17 protein-coding genes are annotated in these 17186 nt (G+C 41.0%); 7 read left to right on the top strand and 10 right to left on the bottom strand.

Annotation, left to right across the window (positions count from 1 at the left end):
* Positions 1–31: 31 nt before the first annotated feature.
* The 6 genes from rpoN (at position 32) to rnk (ending at position 4230) form a co-directional block, all read left to right on the top strand.
* Entirely contained in the window at positions 32–1513 is a 1482-nt protein-coding gene (gene rpoN, locus BTA34_RS01265; RefSeq protein ID WP_151434182.1) for an RNA polymerase factor sigma-54, read from the top strand.
* A 23-nt stretch (positions 1514–1536) separates the two neighbouring features.
* Positions 1537–1824: a ribosome hibernation promoting factor gene (gene hpf, locus BTA34_RS01260; protein ID WP_036913954.1), complete on the top strand. Its 288-nt coding sequence runs from the start codon at positions 1537–1539 to the stop codon at positions 1822–1824.
* 149 nt (positions 1825–1973) lie between these two features.
* A complete protein-coding gene (ptsN, locus tag BTA34_RS01255; protein ID WP_151434181.1) occupies positions 1974–2441 on the top strand; it encodes a PTS IIA-like nitrogen regulatory protein PtsN in 468 nt (155 codons plus the stop codon).
* A gap of 79 nt (positions 2442–2520) precedes the next feature.
* Entirely contained in the window at positions 2521–3375 is an 855-nt protein-coding gene (gene rapZ / locus BTA34_RS01250; RefSeq protein WP_064718868.1) for an RNase adapter RapZ, read from the top strand.
* Complete coding sequence (gene npr, locus BTA34_RS01245) at positions 3372–3644, top strand: PTS phosphocarrier protein NPr (protein ID WP_006535359.1); 273 nt, start codon at positions 3372–3374, stop codon at positions 3642–3644. Before rapZ ends, npr begins: the two co-directional genes overlap by 4 nt.
* A 175-nt stretch (positions 3645–3819) precedes the next feature.
* Positions 3820–4230 carry a nucleoside diphosphate kinase regulator gene (gene rnk / locus BTA34_RS01240; protein WP_075671465.1) on the top strand — a complete coding sequence of 137 codons (411 nt, stop codon included), beginning with the start codon at positions 3820–3822 and terminating at the stop codon, positions 4228–4230.
* A 116-nt stretch (positions 4231–4346) separates the two neighbouring features.
* On the opposite strand, the gene pmbA is transcribed toward rnk, so the two are convergent.
* Positions 4347–5675: a metalloprotease PmbA gene (gene pmbA / locus BTA34_RS01235; RefSeq protein WP_151434180.1), complete on the bottom strand. Its 1329-nt coding sequence runs from the start codon at positions 5673–5675 to the stop codon at positions 4347–4349.
* A 187-nt stretch (positions 5676–5862) separates the two neighbouring features.
* On the opposite strand from pmbA, the gene yjgA reads away from it, so the two are divergent.
* Positions 5863–6423 carry a ribosome biogenesis factor YjgA gene (gene yjgA / locus BTA34_RS01230; RefSeq protein ID WP_151436713.1) on the top strand — a complete coding sequence of 187 codons (561 nt, stop codon included), beginning with the start codon at positions 5863–5865 and terminating at the stop codon, positions 6421–6423.
* 73 nt (positions 6424–6496) lie between these two features.
* Here yjgA and BTA34_RS01225 read toward each other — a convergent pair whose 3' ends face one another.
* The 9 genes from BTA34_RS01225 to mreC all read right to left on the bottom strand — a co-directional run bounded on the left by BTA34_RS01225 (position 6497) and on the right by mreC (position 17162).
* Positions 6497–6778 (bottom strand): barstar family protein, encoded by a 282-nt coding sequence (locus tag BTA34_RS01225; protein WP_151434179.1) that lies wholly within the window; start codon positions 6776–6778, stop codon positions 6497–6499.
* Entirely contained in the window at positions 6778–7278 is a 501-nt protein-coding gene (locus tag BTA34_RS01220) for a ribonuclease domain-containing protein (RefSeq protein WP_151434178.1), read from the bottom strand. Before BTA34_RS01220 ends, BTA34_RS01225 begins: the two co-directional genes overlap by 1 nt.
* Before the next feature lie 86 nt (positions 7279–7364).
* Positions 7365–8810: a metalloprotease TldD gene (gene tldD, locus BTA34_RS01215; protein WP_151434177.1), complete on the bottom strand. Its 1446-nt coding sequence runs from the start codon at positions 8808–8810 to the stop codon at positions 7365–7367.
* On the bottom strand, positions 8807–9667 hold the full coding sequence (gene nit1, locus BTA34_RS01210; RefSeq protein WP_151434176.1) for a deaminated glutathione amidase: 861 nt from the start codon (positions 9665–9667) through the stop codon (positions 8807–8809). Before nit1 ends, tldD begins: the two co-directional genes overlap by 4 nt.
* Positions 9664–13464 carry an AsmA2 domain-containing protein YhdP gene (gene yhdP, locus BTA34_RS01205; RefSeq protein ID WP_151434175.1) on the bottom strand — a complete coding sequence of 1267 codons (3801 nt, stop codon included), beginning with the start codon at positions 13462–13464 and terminating at the stop codon, positions 9664–9666. Before yhdP ends, nit1 begins: the two co-directional genes overlap by 4 nt.
* A gap of 45 nt (positions 13465–13509) precedes the next feature.
* Entirely contained in the window at positions 13510–14979 is a 1470-nt protein-coding gene (gene rng, locus BTA34_RS01200) for a ribonuclease G (RefSeq protein WP_151434174.1), read from the bottom strand.
* The gene (locus BTA34_RS01195) at positions 14976–15563 is read right to left on the bottom strand and encodes a Maf family protein (protein ID WP_151434173.1); all 588 of its coding nucleotides are present in this window, start codon (positions 15561–15563) and stop codon (positions 14976–14978) included. The genes rng and BTA34_RS01195 overlap by 4 nt, the downstream gene beginning before the upstream one ends.
* Positions 15564–15615: 52 nt before the next feature.
* Positions 15616–16104 (bottom strand): rod shape-determining protein MreD, encoded by a 489-nt coding sequence (gene mreD, locus BTA34_RS01190; RefSeq protein WP_151434172.1) that lies wholly within the window; start codon positions 16102–16104, stop codon positions 15616–15618.
* A gap of 5 nt (positions 16105–16109) precedes the next feature.
* Entirely contained in the window at positions 16110–17162 is a 1053-nt protein-coding gene (mreC, locus tag BTA34_RS01185) for a rod shape-determining protein MreC (protein ID WP_151434171.1), read from the bottom strand.
* Between the last annotated feature and the right edge of the window lie 24 nt (positions 17163–17186).

The raw sequence follows: 17186 nt of genomic DNA, 5'->3' as shown, positions 1-17186 counted from the left end.
ATGACAATAGCAAAGGACTCATCGCATTATTATGAAACAAAGTCTGCAACTTCGTCTTAGTCAGCAACTGGCAATGACGCCACAGCTACAACAGGCTATTCGTTTGTTGCAACTTTCGACGCTTGAATTACAACAGGAAATTCAGCAAGCACTTGAGTCTAATCCACTTCTAGAACAAGACGATGATCCACAAGATCCCGTTTCAGATGATGCGTCTCATACAGAAGATCAGCCAACCTCTACAACAGAAACAACAACTGAAAACGAAGTTGAAGAGTTTGACACGCTGGATGCTTTAGAACAAAAAGAGATGCCTGATGATCTTCCTTTAGATACTCAATGGGAAGAGATCTACACCGCTGGCACTCCTTCTGGCACCAGTAATGACTATACTGATGATGAGCTTCCACTGTATCAAGGTGAAACAACTGCCTCATTGCAAGATTACCTCACATGGCAGGCTGATCTCACCCCATTTTCAGAAACAGACAGAGCAATTGCGATAAGTATTATCGATGCTATTGATGAAACAGGCTATTTAACTGTCACAACAGATGACATCCTTGCTGGAATGGGCGATGATGAATTAGAGCTTGATGAAGTCGAAGCCGTATTAAAACGTATTCAACGCTTTGATCCTATTGGTGTTGCTGCTCGTGATTTAAAAGAGTGTCTTTTGATTCAGCTATCCGCTTTTTCAACAGAAACACCCTATCTTAAAGAAACGCAGTTAGTCATTAGCCAATATTTAGAGTTGCTAGGTAACCGTGATTTTCGTCAATTGATGCGTCAAACGAAATTACGAGAAGAGACACTAAAATCTGTTATTGAGATGATCCAGTCTCTTGATCCTAAGCCCGGATTAAGTATTGATACAGGCGAGTCAGAGTATGTTATTCCAGATATACTGGTAAAAAAATCAGGTGAACACTGGCAAGTTGAGTTAAATACAGATAGCATTCCTCGCCTACGAATAAATGAGACTTATGCAGCATTGGGTCAATCGACTCAAAATGAAAGTGATGGAAAATTTATTCGTGACAATTTACAAGAAGCCAAATGGCTGATAAAAAGTTTAGAAAGCCGTAATGAGACACTATTAAAAGTCGCTCATTGCATTGTTGATACACAGCAGGCATTTTTCGAATTAGGTGAAGAGCACATGAAACCCTTAGTGTTAGCAGATATTGCTGAACAGGTTGAAATGCACGAATCCACCATTTCTCGAGTGACAACGCAAAAATTTTTGCATTGCCCGAGAGGAATTTTCGAATTGAAGTATTTTTTCTCTAGCCATGTGAATACTGATAGCGGGGGCGAAGCCTCTTCAACAGCAATCAGGGCTTTAGTGAAGAAACTAATCGCAGCAGAAAACCCAGCGAAACCACTTAGTGATAGTAAACTGGCTGATATGCTCGCAGAACTTGGAATACAAGTTGCTCGACGCACTGTTGCGAAGTATAGAGAGTCATTATCCATCCCGCCTTCAAATCAACGCAAAGAGTTGGTTTGAGCATAATTGAGAAGGAAGACACTATGGAACTTCAAATCACTGGTCATAATATTGAATTAACCGATGCTCTGCGTGATACCGTCAAAGCAAAAAGCGCGAAATTACCTCAGTTCTTTGACAAAATTAATAACGTTCAGGTTATCCTGAAAGTCGAGAAAGTTAATAAAATCGCGGAAGCGACCATTCAAGTTAATGGCGGTGAATTGCATGCCTCTGCTGAAGCAGAAGATATGTACGCAGCAATTGATGGATTAATGGATAAACTGGCTCGTCAATTAACCAAACACAAAGATAAACTGAGACAACATTAATTCATTTCCCATTGTGAAATGGGGATACAATCGGCGAAGTTACTGCGTTGTTTATGACTTGGTTTAAGCCAACGCCTAATCAATATCAGTAACAAAAAACCAGATGTCACTTTGTGGCATCTGGTTTGCTGGTCTAAGTGAATAAGACAATGAACAACGATACAAAGATGAATATTAGCGACGTACTTTCTCTGGCATGTACGCATAATGATGTACATTGCACGAGTAAAAAGCGCGCGTTAGAAATTATCAGTGAAAATGCAGCAAAAGCACTTAATTTACCCGAAACACTGATATTTGAAGCTTTATTGACGCGTGAAAAAGTCGGTACAACAGGGATTGGGGGTGGTTTAGCTATCCCTCATGGACGTATTGAAAGTGATGAAACAGAAAAAGTAGTTGGTGTGTTTCTTCACCTAAGCGAACCTATTTCCTTCGACGCTATTGATAATCAACCTGTCGATTTGTTGTTCGCATTACTCGTTCCTGCGACACAATGTAAGGAACATTTACACACACTGTCTTTGATTGCAAAACAGTTGGCAGACAAAAATTTATGTCGCCGACTACGCTCCGCACAAAGTGATGAAGAGCTTTATCAGATTATCACAGAATAACCCCTACGGGTTTAGTAGGACGCGAATAGCATACAGTGGAATGATATTCATCACTGGGAAATTATAGGGGAGCTACCTCATGGTGCTGATGATAGTCAGCGGACGCTCTGGTTCAGGTAAGTCAGTCGCTTTGCGTGCGCTTGAAGACATGGGATTTTATTGTGTTGATAATTTACCTGTTGATCTTTTACCTGAGCTAGCAAAAACACTGGCTGAACGTGATGCTTCTGCTGCCGCAGTCAGTATTGATGTCCGAAATATGCCAGAGTCGCCGGAGATCTTCGAAAAAGCGCTGGAAAGTTTACCCGCTGAATATTCTCCACAACTCTTATTTTTAGACGCAGATAGAAATACCTTAATTCGTCGTTATAGTGATACTCGACGTCTCCACCCTCTTTCGACCAAGAATCTTTCGTTAGAAGTGGCCATTGATACCGAAAGTGATCTGCTTGAGCCATTGCGATCACGGGCTGATCTCATTATTGATACCTCTGAGATGTCAGTCCATGAACTCGCAGAAATGTTACGCACTCGCTTATTAGGTAAGCGTGAACGTGAACTGACTATGGTCTTTGAATCTTTTGGCTTTAAGCATGGTATTCCTATTGATGCGGATTATGTTTTTGATGTGCGCTTCTTACCGAATCCACATTGGGATCCTAAACTGCGTCCAATGACAGGTCTTGATCGCCCTGTCGCGGCATTTTTAGATAGACACACCGAAGTTCATAACTTTATTTATCAAACTAGAAGCTATCTCGAACTTTGGTTGCCGATGTTAGAAACCAATAACCGTAGTTATTTAACGGTTGCAATTGGTTGTACGGGGGGGAAACACCGTTCTGTTTATGTTGCTGAGCAACTCGCAGATTATTTCCGCTCTAGAGGGAAAAACGTACAATCACGCCACAGAACACTAGAAAAACGCAAATGACCCAATATCGACAAGTTGCGATTAAAAATCGACTCGGTATGCATGCAAGACCTGCAATGAAGCTGTTTGATTTAGTAAAAACATTTCAATCAACTGTCATTTTACGCAATAACGAAGGGGTTGAAGCACAAGCGGATAGTGTGATTGCTATGCTGATGTTAGATTCAGAGCAAGGCAGTCAAATTGATATAGAAGTCACTGGTAGTGATGAAAATGAAGCTATTGATGCTATTATCGCATTATTTGAATCTGGGTTTGATGAAGAATAATCGTAATAGAAAACAATAGATTAGCATTTCTTAACTAAATAACCCGAAAGAGACTGTGATCACTGTCTCTTTCTTTTTTATACAGAACCGCCTATTATCTCTTATATGAGTTTAACAACACCCCCACCTCATCCGTGGGGGTGTTGTTTTGCATTGGAATAAATTGGAGTGTGGTATGACAAAGCCAACAATTATCATCAACGAACTTGATGCAGAACGTTTAGATTCATTACTTGAACAACCGGCATTTGCAGATAGCCCGATTGCTGAAGCATTGAATGAAGAATTAGATCGTGCTGACATTGTTACACCAGCTGATATCCCTGCTAATATTGTCACAATGAACAGCAAAGTCCGTTTTATGGACTTAAAAAACAATGAAGAGCGTACTCGTACTTTAGTGTATCCCGCTTCATTAAAAGACAGCACCACTGAACTTTCCGTTATGGCACCAATGGGTGCTGCGCTACTGGGTTTAGCGATTGATGATGAGATCAGTTGGAAGTTGCCAAATGGCCTTGAAACCAAGGTTAAAGTATTAGAAATTCTATACCAACCTGAAGCTGCGGGTGAATTACACCGTTAAGCATAGCTGAAGGTTCGCGTCTTACTTTATCTTCTCAAATTGAAAAGCACATTGATAAACGCGATATCTCAGCCCATTGCGGGCTGAGATTAAAGATTGCGATAAGTGTCTAAAATTTACTCACCTGCAATACTCATTTCTGGTAATAACAACGAACCACACTGAACATTACTGCGTGTCTCAATATCATCACCCATAGTGGCAATATTTGCCCACATATCTTTTAAGTTACCTGCAATAGTCACTTCGCTTACAGGATATTGAATTTCACCATTCTCAACCCAAAAACCGCTCGCACCACGAGAGTAATCACCCGTTACTGTACTGACGCCTTGTCCCATTAATTCAGTAACAACAAGACCTGTTCCCATCTCTTTTAACAGAGCATCAAACGATAAGCCTTGCCCTGGGATATACCAGTTATGAATACCACCAGCATGACCGTTGCTTTTTAAACCCAGTTTTCTTGCTGAATATGTGGTTAATAACCACTCTTGTAATACACCATCTTTAATAATTTCAGCATTGGTTGTACGTACACCTTCACTATCAAACGGTGTTGACGCCAAACCTCTCATTAAATGAGGGCGCTCTTGAATGTTTAACCACTGTGGGAAAATTTGCTTACCTAAGCTATCGAGTAAACAAGAAGATTCACGATAAATCATGCTACCACTGATTGCTGCAACCAAATGACCAAAAATACCCGTCGCCACATCTGCTGCAAAAATAACAGGGGCTTTCATGGTGGGTAGTTTACGAGGTGCAAGGCGAGATAACGTGCGACGAGCGCACTCTTGGCCCACCCATTCAGGTGATTCTAGATCATCGAAACGACGACTAATAGTGTAAGCATAGTCGCGCTCCATATCTTCACCATCGCGAGCAATAACACAACTCGACATCGAATAGCGTGAAGATGAATAGCTTTTTAATAAGCCAAGGCTATTACCGAATACACGGGTTCCACTGTGGCTATTAAAACTCCCCCCTTCGGTATTAATAATACGGCTATCGCTATCTAAAGCGGCTTTTTCTGCTCTTGATGCTAATTCAATCGCTTTATCTGCCGTGACTTCGGTAGGATGGTAAAGATCAAGGAAAGGTGCATCAAACGCTAATAGCTCTTTATCGGCAGGTCCTGCATATGGGTCAACTGAAGTGTAGCGTGCAATATCCACAGCAGCTTGTACTGCTCGCTTAATCGCATCAGGGCTTAAATCTGTTGAAGATGCACTACCTTTACGTTGTTGTTGATAAACAGTGATACCTAAAGCACCATCACTGTTAAATTCAACATTTTCAACTTCACCATAACGCGTACTTACACTAATACCCGTCGATTTATTAATAGCGACTTCAGCACCATCACACTGTTTTGCTGCCAGCTCTAATGCGAGTGAGACGGCGTCTTCAAGCTGTTTTACCTGATCTGAATTATTCATTGAGAACCATTTTTCCTAAGGAGAACACCACTTTTTACTTATTTTTAGCAAAGTAAATCAATTGACAGGTGGTCAACAAGCGATTTTCCCAGTTACAATAGAAGATATATGAATGTTATCACCCGTCGGGCTTTTGGTCATTCACCAAATCACACTCCCGGCTAACTCTGCAACAGGAATTTTTATTATGGCAAAGCAGCCTGAAGAGTGGCATTACCTCAATCCTGAATTTGACGATACCTCGTCAGAAGAGGAAGAAGAGGACGAAATTATCTGGGTCAGCAAAAGCGAAATTAAACGTGATGCTGAAGCACTCAAAAAACTGGGTACTGAATTAGTTGAATTAAGTGCACAAGAATTAGAACGTGTACCATTAGATGAGAAATTATTATCCTCTATTCAATTAGCACAGAAAGTACAGCGTGAAGCACGCCGCCGCCAAATTCAATATATTGGGAAACTACTGCGCAATGTGGACGAAGATCCGATCCGCCAAGCGCTTGATAAACTAAAAAACCGCCACAACCAACAGATCTTAGTGTTACATAAACTTGAAGATCTACGGATTCGCCTTGTTGAAGGTGGCAATGAAGTAATTGAAGAAGTCGTTGCGCTTTATCCAATGGCTGATCGCCAACAATTACGCACACTTATCCGTAATACGAAAAAAGAAAAAGAAGCGAATAAACCACCAAAATCATTCCGCTTACTATTTCAATATCTAAAAGATTTATCAGAATCAGCCTAAAACCTGATCATCCTGAAAACGCAGTGTCAATTCAGCCTCACTGCGATTTTCAGGGCGTATTTTCTACTCTAAATTACTTTTGTGTTTTATGCTCACAATGAAAGCTTAAAACGTCTTTACCAAGCTCCCTTTGTGCTTCTTGCATCAATTCCACCAAAGGTTGAAAATCACGGGAATGGTGCGGTAAATGCTTGAAAACAATACTGACCGGCAATTCTATTCCACCCAATAACGCATCCCATAGTGCATCTAGGTTATCGCCAAATTTATCATCTAACTGAAATTGCTGTGCAAATTCGTGATAAAAGGCGTCTCTATCTGCCAGTGTTTTAAAATTGAAGATAACCTGTTTCATTAAGGTGCAACCTTTGTCATTGTACGATAATGATCAGTGGTAACATAAATCAGCCCATCATTCGAATAGAGCAATCTGTCACTGCCACGACGACCACACTGATAATTTACATCCGCTTCATACCACTGACGTCCAGCTTCTTTTGGTAACTGCTTTTCACGATCCATAAAGCGATCGCCACCAATTGCTCTTCCCGGTAAAACTTCACATAAGTTACCTTCTTTCGCATTCCAGCCTTGCTCTCTAGCCTGTTTTTTAGTGAGATAAAAATCTGGCAACTGTTGATAACGTTGCAAATAGCTAGCTACTGCATTGGTTTGCGTTTTCTCATCAATGGATAGTGGAGTTTGTGCGGGTTTATTGGTGTTATTACTTGGTGATGTCGGAATAGGCGCTAAGGATGAAGACGTTGGCGCTTTGGTTTCAGGCAATAAACCTTTATAAAGAACACCAAATAAAACCGCAATAACAATAATAACTGGTAATAAACGTTTACCCATAAATTAGCACCTTTACTGTCGCTGAGATAAAAAACTCCATCAAAAGATGGAGTTCAATAGATACTTACAAATAACGATAGCGATAATTAAGCTGTACCGCCTACGGTGATCTTATCAAGCTTCAACGTTGGTTGACCTACACCAACAGGTAGGCTTTGTCCTTCTTTACCACAAACGCCAACCCCTTTATCTAAAGCGAGATCATTACCTACCATAGAAACCTGTTGCATGGCCTCAATACCTGAACCAATCAGCGTTGCCCCTTTAATTGGTTTAGTTATTTTTCCATTCTCGATTAAATAAGCTTCTGAGGTTGAAAAAACAAATTTACCCGATGTGATATCAACCTGACCACCACCAAAGTTTGGCGCGTAAATACCGCGATCAACACTGGCAATAATCTCTTCTGGTGAAGACTTACCGGCTAACATGTAAGTGTTTGTCATACGAGGCATAGGAAGATGCGCATAAGACTCACGACGACCATTTCCCGTTGGCGCAACCCCCATCAAACGTGCGTTCATCTTATCTTGCATATAGCCTTTTAAGATGCCGTTTTCGATTAAGACATTGTATTGACCTGGGACACCTTCGTCATCAATAGCCACAGAGCCACGGCGACCTTCAATGGTGCCATCATCAACAATCGTACAAAGCTCCGAAGTGACTTTCTCACCAAGACGACCTGAAAATACAGAGGTTTCACGACGGTTAAAATCGCCTTCTAAACCATGACCCACGGCTTCATGCAATAACACTCCCGGCCAGCCTGCACCTAATACCACAGGCATTGTTCCCGCAGGTGCCGCAATTGCAGATAAATTCACCAACGCCATACGCACCGCTTCACGCGCATAAGTGATAGCGTGGCTTTCACCATCGACTTTAATGAGGAAGTAATCATAACCAAAACGACCACCGCCACCACTTGCGCCACGCTCACGTTTGCCATCTTCTTCCACCAGCACACTCACTGAAAGGCGAACTAAAGGGCGCACATCGGCGGCTAACGTGCCATCGGTTGCTGCAACAAGCACATGCTCATAAACACCAGTTAATGACGCATTAACTTGTTTAACGCGTTTATCTTCAGCGCGAGCAGCTTTATCTACCTCATGCAATAGCGCAATTTTCTCTTCACGAGAGAGGCTTTGTAGAGGATCGTTTAAGCTGTATAGCGGAGAATGTTGAATAGCACCTAAAGTATGGATACGACCATTACCTTTAGCCTGAACAATACTTCGTGCAGCATGAGCACTTTGATTAAGTGCATTAAGCGTTAGTTGGTCGGCATAAGCAAAGCCGGTTTTTTCACCGTAAATTGCTCTAACACCAACACCTTGATCAATATTGTAAGAGCCATCTTTAATAATCTGATCGTCGAGAACCCACGCCTCGTGATAACTTGACTGAAAATAAAGATCACCATAATCAATTTGACGCTGTGCAAGCTGCTCTAGTGTTGATGCTAAATCATCTAAACTAAGTTTGTTTGCTTCCAACAGACTTTCGCTGACAACAGCTAAACTCATAATTCTTCTTTATCCTTAACTTTTTTGATTAAGTGGGTCAGTTTCGGGCGAAAGCGGTTATGTTTTACAACCCGTATCTGTTCACGCATACCGTGTAAACTTTCGACGCCAACGTTCAACGTTAGCGCACTAACAGCATCAGGGTTCTTTTTCAAAACTTTCCCCCAGCCATCAATCGCCATGGTATGACCCCAAGTCCGGCGCGTATCATGTGTACCCACTTGTGCTGGCGCTAAGATAATACACTGATTCTCAATGGCACGAGCGCGTAATAAAGGCTCCCAGTGTGCTTTCCCTGTTAAACGGGTAAAAGCCGCTGGTACAGAGATTATCTCTGCTCCTTTTTCTCTTAATGCTTGGAAAATACCTGGGAAGCGTAAATCATAACAGATTGTTAAGCCTAATTTCCCAACTGGAGTATCAACGACTGTTAGGCGCTCACCGCGTTGATAAATAGAAGATTCGTTATATTCGCCTTGCTCATCATCAATACTGACATCAAACATATGGATTTTGTCATAACGAGCACGAATAACACCTTCATCATCAAACACCAAACTACTGCTCGTAATTTGGTCTGGGGAGTCTCGGCTAATCAATGGCATAGAACCGACTAAGATCCATACTTTATAGCGCTGAGCCATTTTAGCGATAGCATTTTGTAAAGGTCCATCACCCTGAACTTCAGCATGTTTATGATAATCTTTAGAGTTCGAAAAAAGTAACGCATTTTCAGGTGTTAATACAAGCTTCACTGAATCGGGTAATTGCTTAATCTGTTGCTCAATTTGCGCCAGATTATTTTTTGTGTTTTTACCGCTACAAAGTTGCAAAAGTGCGACATTAACTTTTTTCATAACGCCTGATTCTCCTTAAGCTGACGCAGTACTTCGTCAATTTTGGGTTGTTCCATAGTTCCGGTCACATGATAACGGATAACTGAAATCTTACTCCAAAGTGGCCCCAGAACCTTTGATGCCGCAAACACTGCGGCGCCTGCAATTGGGTTTATCGCGAATGCAGTAGCAACACCAACAGTGGCTGAAATTTCAGGTGTTACTACAACCTGTAGATCCATTTTACGTTCAACTAAATCCACTTTCCCACTTATCGCAATATCAGCAATAACACCATCAACACGAACACTCTCTGCATTCATAATACCTTGATTAATCGTAATTTCACTTTTAATCGAATCATATTCAAAATGCTCGCTGAAAGTATCCCTAAAATCAAATTGTAATTTACGTAAAAGCGCATCAAAACTCACAAGACGCAGTAATTTACCCGCCTGCCCAACATCCACTTTTTCGATACGCCCTTTGCCTAAAGTAGATTTAATATCACCATTTAAGGTCGCAAGATTAAAATTCCACGGCGTATCACGCCATTGCAATGAGAAATCAGCAGAAAGTGGGGACTGAACAATAGGAATGATATAACCGAAATAAGCGGCCATTTCATCAACTTCTTCGGCTTTTAATTTGCCGATTAACTTTGTCGTATTATTGCCCGCATTATCTTCAGACCACTCACCATTAACAGACAACTTACCACTGCTATTTTCTAACTTACCTTCTGTTAAAAATAGCGCGCCATGCCTTTGCTTTAATGAACCTTGAATTTTGCCAAGTAGTAATCCATTTACCCAACATTCTCGGCATTCAAAATCGATAGAGGGAATATTTTTAACTGAAAACTTCAAGGCATTCGCATCAGAAGTATTTGCCATTTTTAATGGTTTTTCTTCTTGAGATAACGTTGCGCCATTAAAATAGAGATAGTTAATATTGACTTGCCAAGGTGCTGACGTGGTAGGAATAAACACATCCCCTCGTAACTCACTACCTGAAAATGCCAACTTCACACCGTCATTAATACGCATGATTTCAGTTTGCGGATTATTCCAATTTTGCCCTGCGAAATTTAATTCGGGTAAGCTGATATGCACATTATCAGGAAAGCTCACATCATTTCCAGACGGTGTTAAAGACGAAAAAGCCAATAATGTTGGCAACCATTTATCACCTTCTAGCCCTTTAAGAGAAATGGTTAAGCGTTGCTGTGCTGTCAATTCAGGTAATTTCTCGCCAGAGGACACCAAATTACCTTGCAATAAACGCAACTGCTTACCTAATGCCCACTGGCTATTAAATTTCCACTGTTTTTCAGCACTGGCATTCACCGTTAAAGTTTCACTGTTACCCTTTGCAGAAATCACAATAGGCGGTGAGTTTTTTAAATCATCTGTTTCAGGAGCTGTTAATTGACTACTTAATGCATTGATATTTCCGGTTAAATCGACTTGATAATCAACATCCCCTTTTTCGGGGATCTTAACATTAACGTTGCCACTCCAAGGAAATGCGCCGCTAAATTTATGCTGAATATCGCTAGACAAGCCTTGAATTTTTTGAATATCCCATTGACCTTTTAAGCCAACATCGACCTGATAATTATCCGTACTATTATGACTGGTAAATGAGAAAGCGAGAGGCTGCCCAAACCAATTAGCCGTTAATGTATCACTCTCAAGTTTGTCATTGTGATAACGAAATTGCCCGCTAACACCCTTTAAGGTGGTATCCATAAAATTCAATGTGACATCATTGTTTTTTAAATAAATATCCCCCGAAGCAACCACATCTTCACCACCAAAGGGAATATCTAATTTCAATGTACCGTTAATTTTTCCTGCAACATTAAGCTCTTCAAGTGTATGACCAATACTCGCCATTTGAGAGTCTAAGAAATACTCTTTCAGCTCATCGCCTGTGGCTTGAATATCCGCATTAATTAAGATCTTTTCTTGTCGATAGCTCTCAATCACTGCACTTAAATTCGTGGCGGTTGCTTTACCCACTTTCACTTGTGCAGAAGACATCCATAAGCCATCATTTTTAAAATCTAGATTAATATCAAGATCGAATAATGCAGGCCATTCACTATCAAATTTAAAGGTTGCGTGTTTAACAGGGGCATAAACTTGGAACCACCCTTTGTGATTATCAAAAGGAAAATCGGCGGGGTTACCATGGAAAATAAAGGTCCCATTATCGATATTACCGGCAATAATGGCATCTGAGAGATATTGTGTTAGCCCTTTACCAACATACTCCTCAGGCAGGTAACGCCATGCATCTCCTGCATTTGTGACTCTTACGCCTGAGAGTATAGAAAGTTGTTGATCTTCACCTTGTTTCTCATAACGAAAATCACCGGCTACCCATGCTGATGTGGCTTGAATATCTAATCCTTCACTCCAAAGAGATAAGTCATCTCCAGAATGAGTCCAATAAACTGTACCTTTCCCTTTTTCAATATTCAGCGGTGCTTTAAATAATTCGCCCGTGTCTATTTCACTATCGGCTAAAGCAAAGTTAAGTTCACCGCCTTGCATACTTCCTTTTAATTGCCCGCTGAAATGTTGTACCGAGGGGATCTCTTGCCAACGCTTCCAACTCACATTTTTCCAAGAAAGATTAATGGCGCTCTGCTCGAAGTTTTCTGGGGTGAGATCTAATGCAAAATCATTAACCACACCAGAAAATTGACGATACTGCCATTGACGAACAAAATCAGGCGTTAAAAAAGAGAACAACGGCAATATGGCATACAGCCTATCGAGTTCAATATTTTTGGCACGAATACGCCATGCTTCATCATGCTGTTTTTCTTTTGGTTGATAAAGAACGGCTAAATAACCATCAGGCCACTCTTCACCATCCATGGTAATTTTTCGCGTATAAGGAACATCCGCAAGCCAACCATTTTCTTGCCTTCTCATACGTAATATTAAGTCTTCGACATTTAGTACGTGCGAGGTTCCATCACTACTCCAGTCCATTTCACCTTGATGAATTTGTAACTGACTTCCAGTAATACGCCCTTGAGTAATGTCAATCCAGTTAGACAAACTGGCTTTGGCTTCACCTACGCCACTATTATTTTTCACCCACTGACTAAGCCAAGGTGAGATATCAACATCATCTGCAGTAAGAAATACTTTACCGTTATCGATAAGCCCCTTCTCTGTGGTATAGAGATCAAGGCGTACTTTTAATCCCCCATAATGATTAATGGGGGTATCGAGAGTGACTTCACCTTGAGCACGATGACGATTTTTCTGATTTAACCACATCAATTCAGGCACATGTAATGTACTGGTGTCTCCTGAAGGGGTTAAAAAAACAAAACGGCTTTCAATCAGTTTAAAACGGTCAAACTGCTCAAGGAAAATTGAAGAGATATCATCAGGTTCAGTTAACGTTATATCCCCGCTTTGCCCAGTAAAAATAGGGCTATGGTAATTAACATATAACTGTTCAAAGGTCAGTTCACGAAAATGAAGACGGAAAGCGAATAATGAACGCCAAACGTCAAAAGAAAAAGTGACTTTTTCTGCCGTTACGTTCACATCTTTATTGGTAATATTCAGCCCTTCTACTTGAATATCGGGGCCAAAATTTTGCCACTCCCCCATGATCTTTGTCATTGAGACAGGGCTATTGAGTTGCTTCGTTAAATACGATTCTATTTCAGGACGATAACTATCTAAGCGTGGCAGAAAGTAGCGAAATCCGCTTAATACCAAGGCAAAAACGATGAGGCAAAAAACTGTTATCACTAACAGGTATTTAGGCAGCCGCTTCATTTTTGTCTCCTTTCTGCCATCATATTCATTAGGAAGGCGAATCCATTACATCATCACCACGTCAAATTGCTCCTGACTATAGAGTAGCTCAGTTTGCACTTTCACTTGTTTACCGACAAAAATTTCAACCTCTGCTAATGCGTGTGATTCATCGCCTTTTAATGCTTCGGCTACTGCTGAAGAGGCGTAAACTAAGAAGCGATCTGCATCAATCGTTTTATGCACACGCACTATTTCACGTAAAATCTCATAACAAACTGTTTCAACTGATTTTACCGTACCTCGCCCTTGGCAAGTTGGGCAGTCATCACAAAGCACATGTTCAAGGCTTTCTCGCGTTCTTTTACGTGTCATTTCTACTAAGCCAAGCTGAGAGAAGCCATTAATCGTTGTTTTCACTCTATCTTTACTTAGCGCTTGTTCAAGTGATGCTAATACTCTGCGTTTATGTTCATCATTATTCATATCAATAAAGTCAATAATGATGATACCGCCTAAATTACGTAACCGTAATTGACGAGCAATGGCTTGGCTTGCTTCTATATTAGTATTGAAAATCGTTTCTTCTAAATTTCGATGACCAACAAATGCCCCTGTATTGATATCAATAGTGGTCATCGCTTCAGTTTGATCGATAATCAGATAACCGCCTGATTTCAATTCAACTTTACGCTCTAAAGCCCGTTGAATTTCACTTTCTACACCATAGAGATCAAAAATAGGCTGATTCCCTTGATGCAATTCAAGTTTAGCGGTTAATTCAGGAATGTATTCACCAATAAATTCCTGTAGTTGATTGTAAGTTAATTTAGAGTCAACCCGTATGCTATCTAATTCAGAACTTGCAAAATCACGTAAAATACGCTGCGCTAACGCTAATTCACCATAAATTTGAATACGGGTTTTATTTCTTTTTTTACGCTCAATGATTTTATTCCACAGGCGTTTAAGAAAAGCAGCATCTTGCTTAATTTCATGTTCACCAACGCCTTCAGCGGCAGTACGAATAATAAAGCCGCCATTTTCATCGCAATACTCTTCAACGAGTAGTTTTAAACGTTCACGCTCTTCTTCACTGTCAATTCGCTGAGAAACGCCGACATGAGAGGCACCAGGCATAAACACTAAATAGCGAGAAGGTAATGTAATATCGGTGGTAAGGCGAGCGCCTTTTGTTCCTAATGGATCTTTAACCACTTGTACAATTAAGTCTTGTCCTTGATGCACCAGTTGCGCAATATCACGAACATTAAATTTTTTCTGCTCTTCACCTGCAATACATTCAGTGTGAGGCATAATATCAGAAGCATGTAGAAAAGCGGCTTTATCCAGCCCGATGTCAATAAATGCAGCTTGCATCCCGGGTAATACGCGACTTACCCGACCTTTGTAGATGTTTCCGACGATACCTCGTTTTGCTTCTCTTTCGACATGAATTTCTTGAAGTATGCCGCCGCGAATATAGGCGACACGGGTTTCAGAAGGCGTCACATTCACTAATAACTCTGCTGTCATGAAATCTCCTTCTCATTAGCTAGAGACGAAAATTGAGCTATCAATGCTTCGGTTTCAACAAGAGGCAATCCGACAACAGCATGATAACTTCCCTCAATCCGTTGAACGAAACGGCCTCCTTTTCCTTGAATACCGTAAGCGCCAGCTTTATCCATTGGCTCCCCTGACTCAATATACGCGCTAATCTCACTCTCTGTCATCTCTCTAAAAGTGACGTGTGTGACGACTAATTGACTCAATGTATGTGTTCTATTAGAGATAGCAATTGCTGTCATCACTTGATGTGTTGCGCCGGAGAGTGAACGTAGAATTTGCGCAGCATGGGTTTTATCACGAGGTTTTTCAAGAATATGACCATCATAAACCACAATAGTATCAGACCCCAAAACGGGATAATCATGAGGTGCTTGTCTTACACCTTCTTGTGATTTTTCTTTTGCTAAACGAAGAACATACTCTTCTGGCTTTTCACCTTGTTGCCAAATTTCATCAATTGCTGGTGTGATAATACTAAATTCAACATCTAATAACGCGAGAAGTTCACGTCTTCTTGGTGAGCTGGAAGCAAGGTAAAGTGTGGTCACAAATAATGTCCTCATGACGGTAACGCAAAAATGACCGCCATGATCCAATAACTTAGTGAACTAAAAACTGGTGACGGATTTTGCGAAGTAAAAAATAAAGCCATGGCCAAAGAATACCACTGACTGGACTATTCCAGAATACTTGAGGGTGAAAAGTCACAGGTGAAAGTAAAAATTCTGCCCAAAATACAGCAAGATCAACAACCACAACACTTAACATTACCACTAAGGCTTGTTGCCATAACGCTAAATTACAAAAAAGCTGATATTTAAAGGCAATGACATAACTCACTAAAGTATAGGCCAATGCATTGACACCCAAGGTAGTTCCTTGGACTAGGTCCATAATCATACCCAAAACAAATGCGGTTCCTACACTGACTCGATGAGGGATTGCTGTTATCCAATAAATAAGAAATAGCATCGGCCAAATAGGTCGATACACGGCTAACTGTTCTGGCCACGGCATAATTTGTAAAACTAATGCGACAAGAAAAGAGAGCCAAACAACCCAACGCCCACGACTTTGATATGGATTCATCGTGTCTACCTACTTCTATTTGTATTAGCAGGTGTATTTGTTGCAGCAGGAGGAGTTGCTGGTGTCGTTGTTCTGTTAGTTTCTTCAGCCGTACTGTCTAACGGCTCTTGAGACATAGAACGAGGAAGCGGCGGCCCTGCTTGCTCATAATTAGGTAAAACTTGAGGCATCAGTTGCATTAAGCGCTCATTAGCCGCGTGATAAACCTCTGAAGGCAGAGGAGGCTCTCCCATTTTATCTGATGAATTCCATAATAAAAGCAAATAGCGTAAACGTTGTAGCTCTGCTGAAGGTCGAACATTAATCACGGAATAAGCCCGTTGATTATCCACTTTAACTGAAGATACCACACCAACAGGATACCCTTCTGGGAAACGACCGCCCAATCCAGATGTCACTAAAACATCGCCTACACGAATATCAATATTGGCTGGTAATGCTTCTAGCAATAAATCATCCGCACAGCCTGCACCAGAAGCGATAACACGAATATCGTTACGTAAAACTTGTACAGGTAATGCATGAGAAGTGTCACATATTAATAGCACACGACTCGTAAGCTCACTTACGGCAATAACTTGTCCTACAACACCTTTATCACTAATAACAGGTTGCCCTTCATAGACGCCATCATTGGTTCCTTTATCAATCACAACTTGATCTCGATAAGGCGTACTATTACCAGACAGTACTTGCGTTACTGTCATTTGTTCATTTTGGCGCAGTGGTGAACCAAGTAATTCTCGTAAACGGGCATTCTCTTGCTTAAATTGCTCCAGTAATTGGCTTTCTCCGCTACGAACTAACAACTCTTTTCTTAACGCTTGATTCTCAAATTGTAAACGCTCACGCGTGGCAAATGTTTCTGAAATTTGATCAAGGAAACGGCGTGGGCCATTTGCAAGAAAATAGAAGGGACTAACAGCAGTATCAAGATACTGGCGGACTTTAGAAAATGCACCAATACGGTTATCAGCAATCAATAAAGAGATAGCAACAACCACGGCGATTATTAATCTTAGTTGCAGGGAAGGGCCCCGACTAAAAATTGGCTTCATAAACTCTAAGATCACTCACACGGA

It is taken from the genome of Proteus sp. CD3 (assembly GCF_008808075.1).
Taxonomy (GTDB): Bacteria; Pseudomonadota; Gammaproteobacteria; order Enterobacterales; family Enterobacteriaceae; genus Proteus; species Proteus appendicitidis.
Note: the sequence above shows the minus strand (reverse complement) of the source record. Positions and strands in the feature narration are given on the sequence as shown.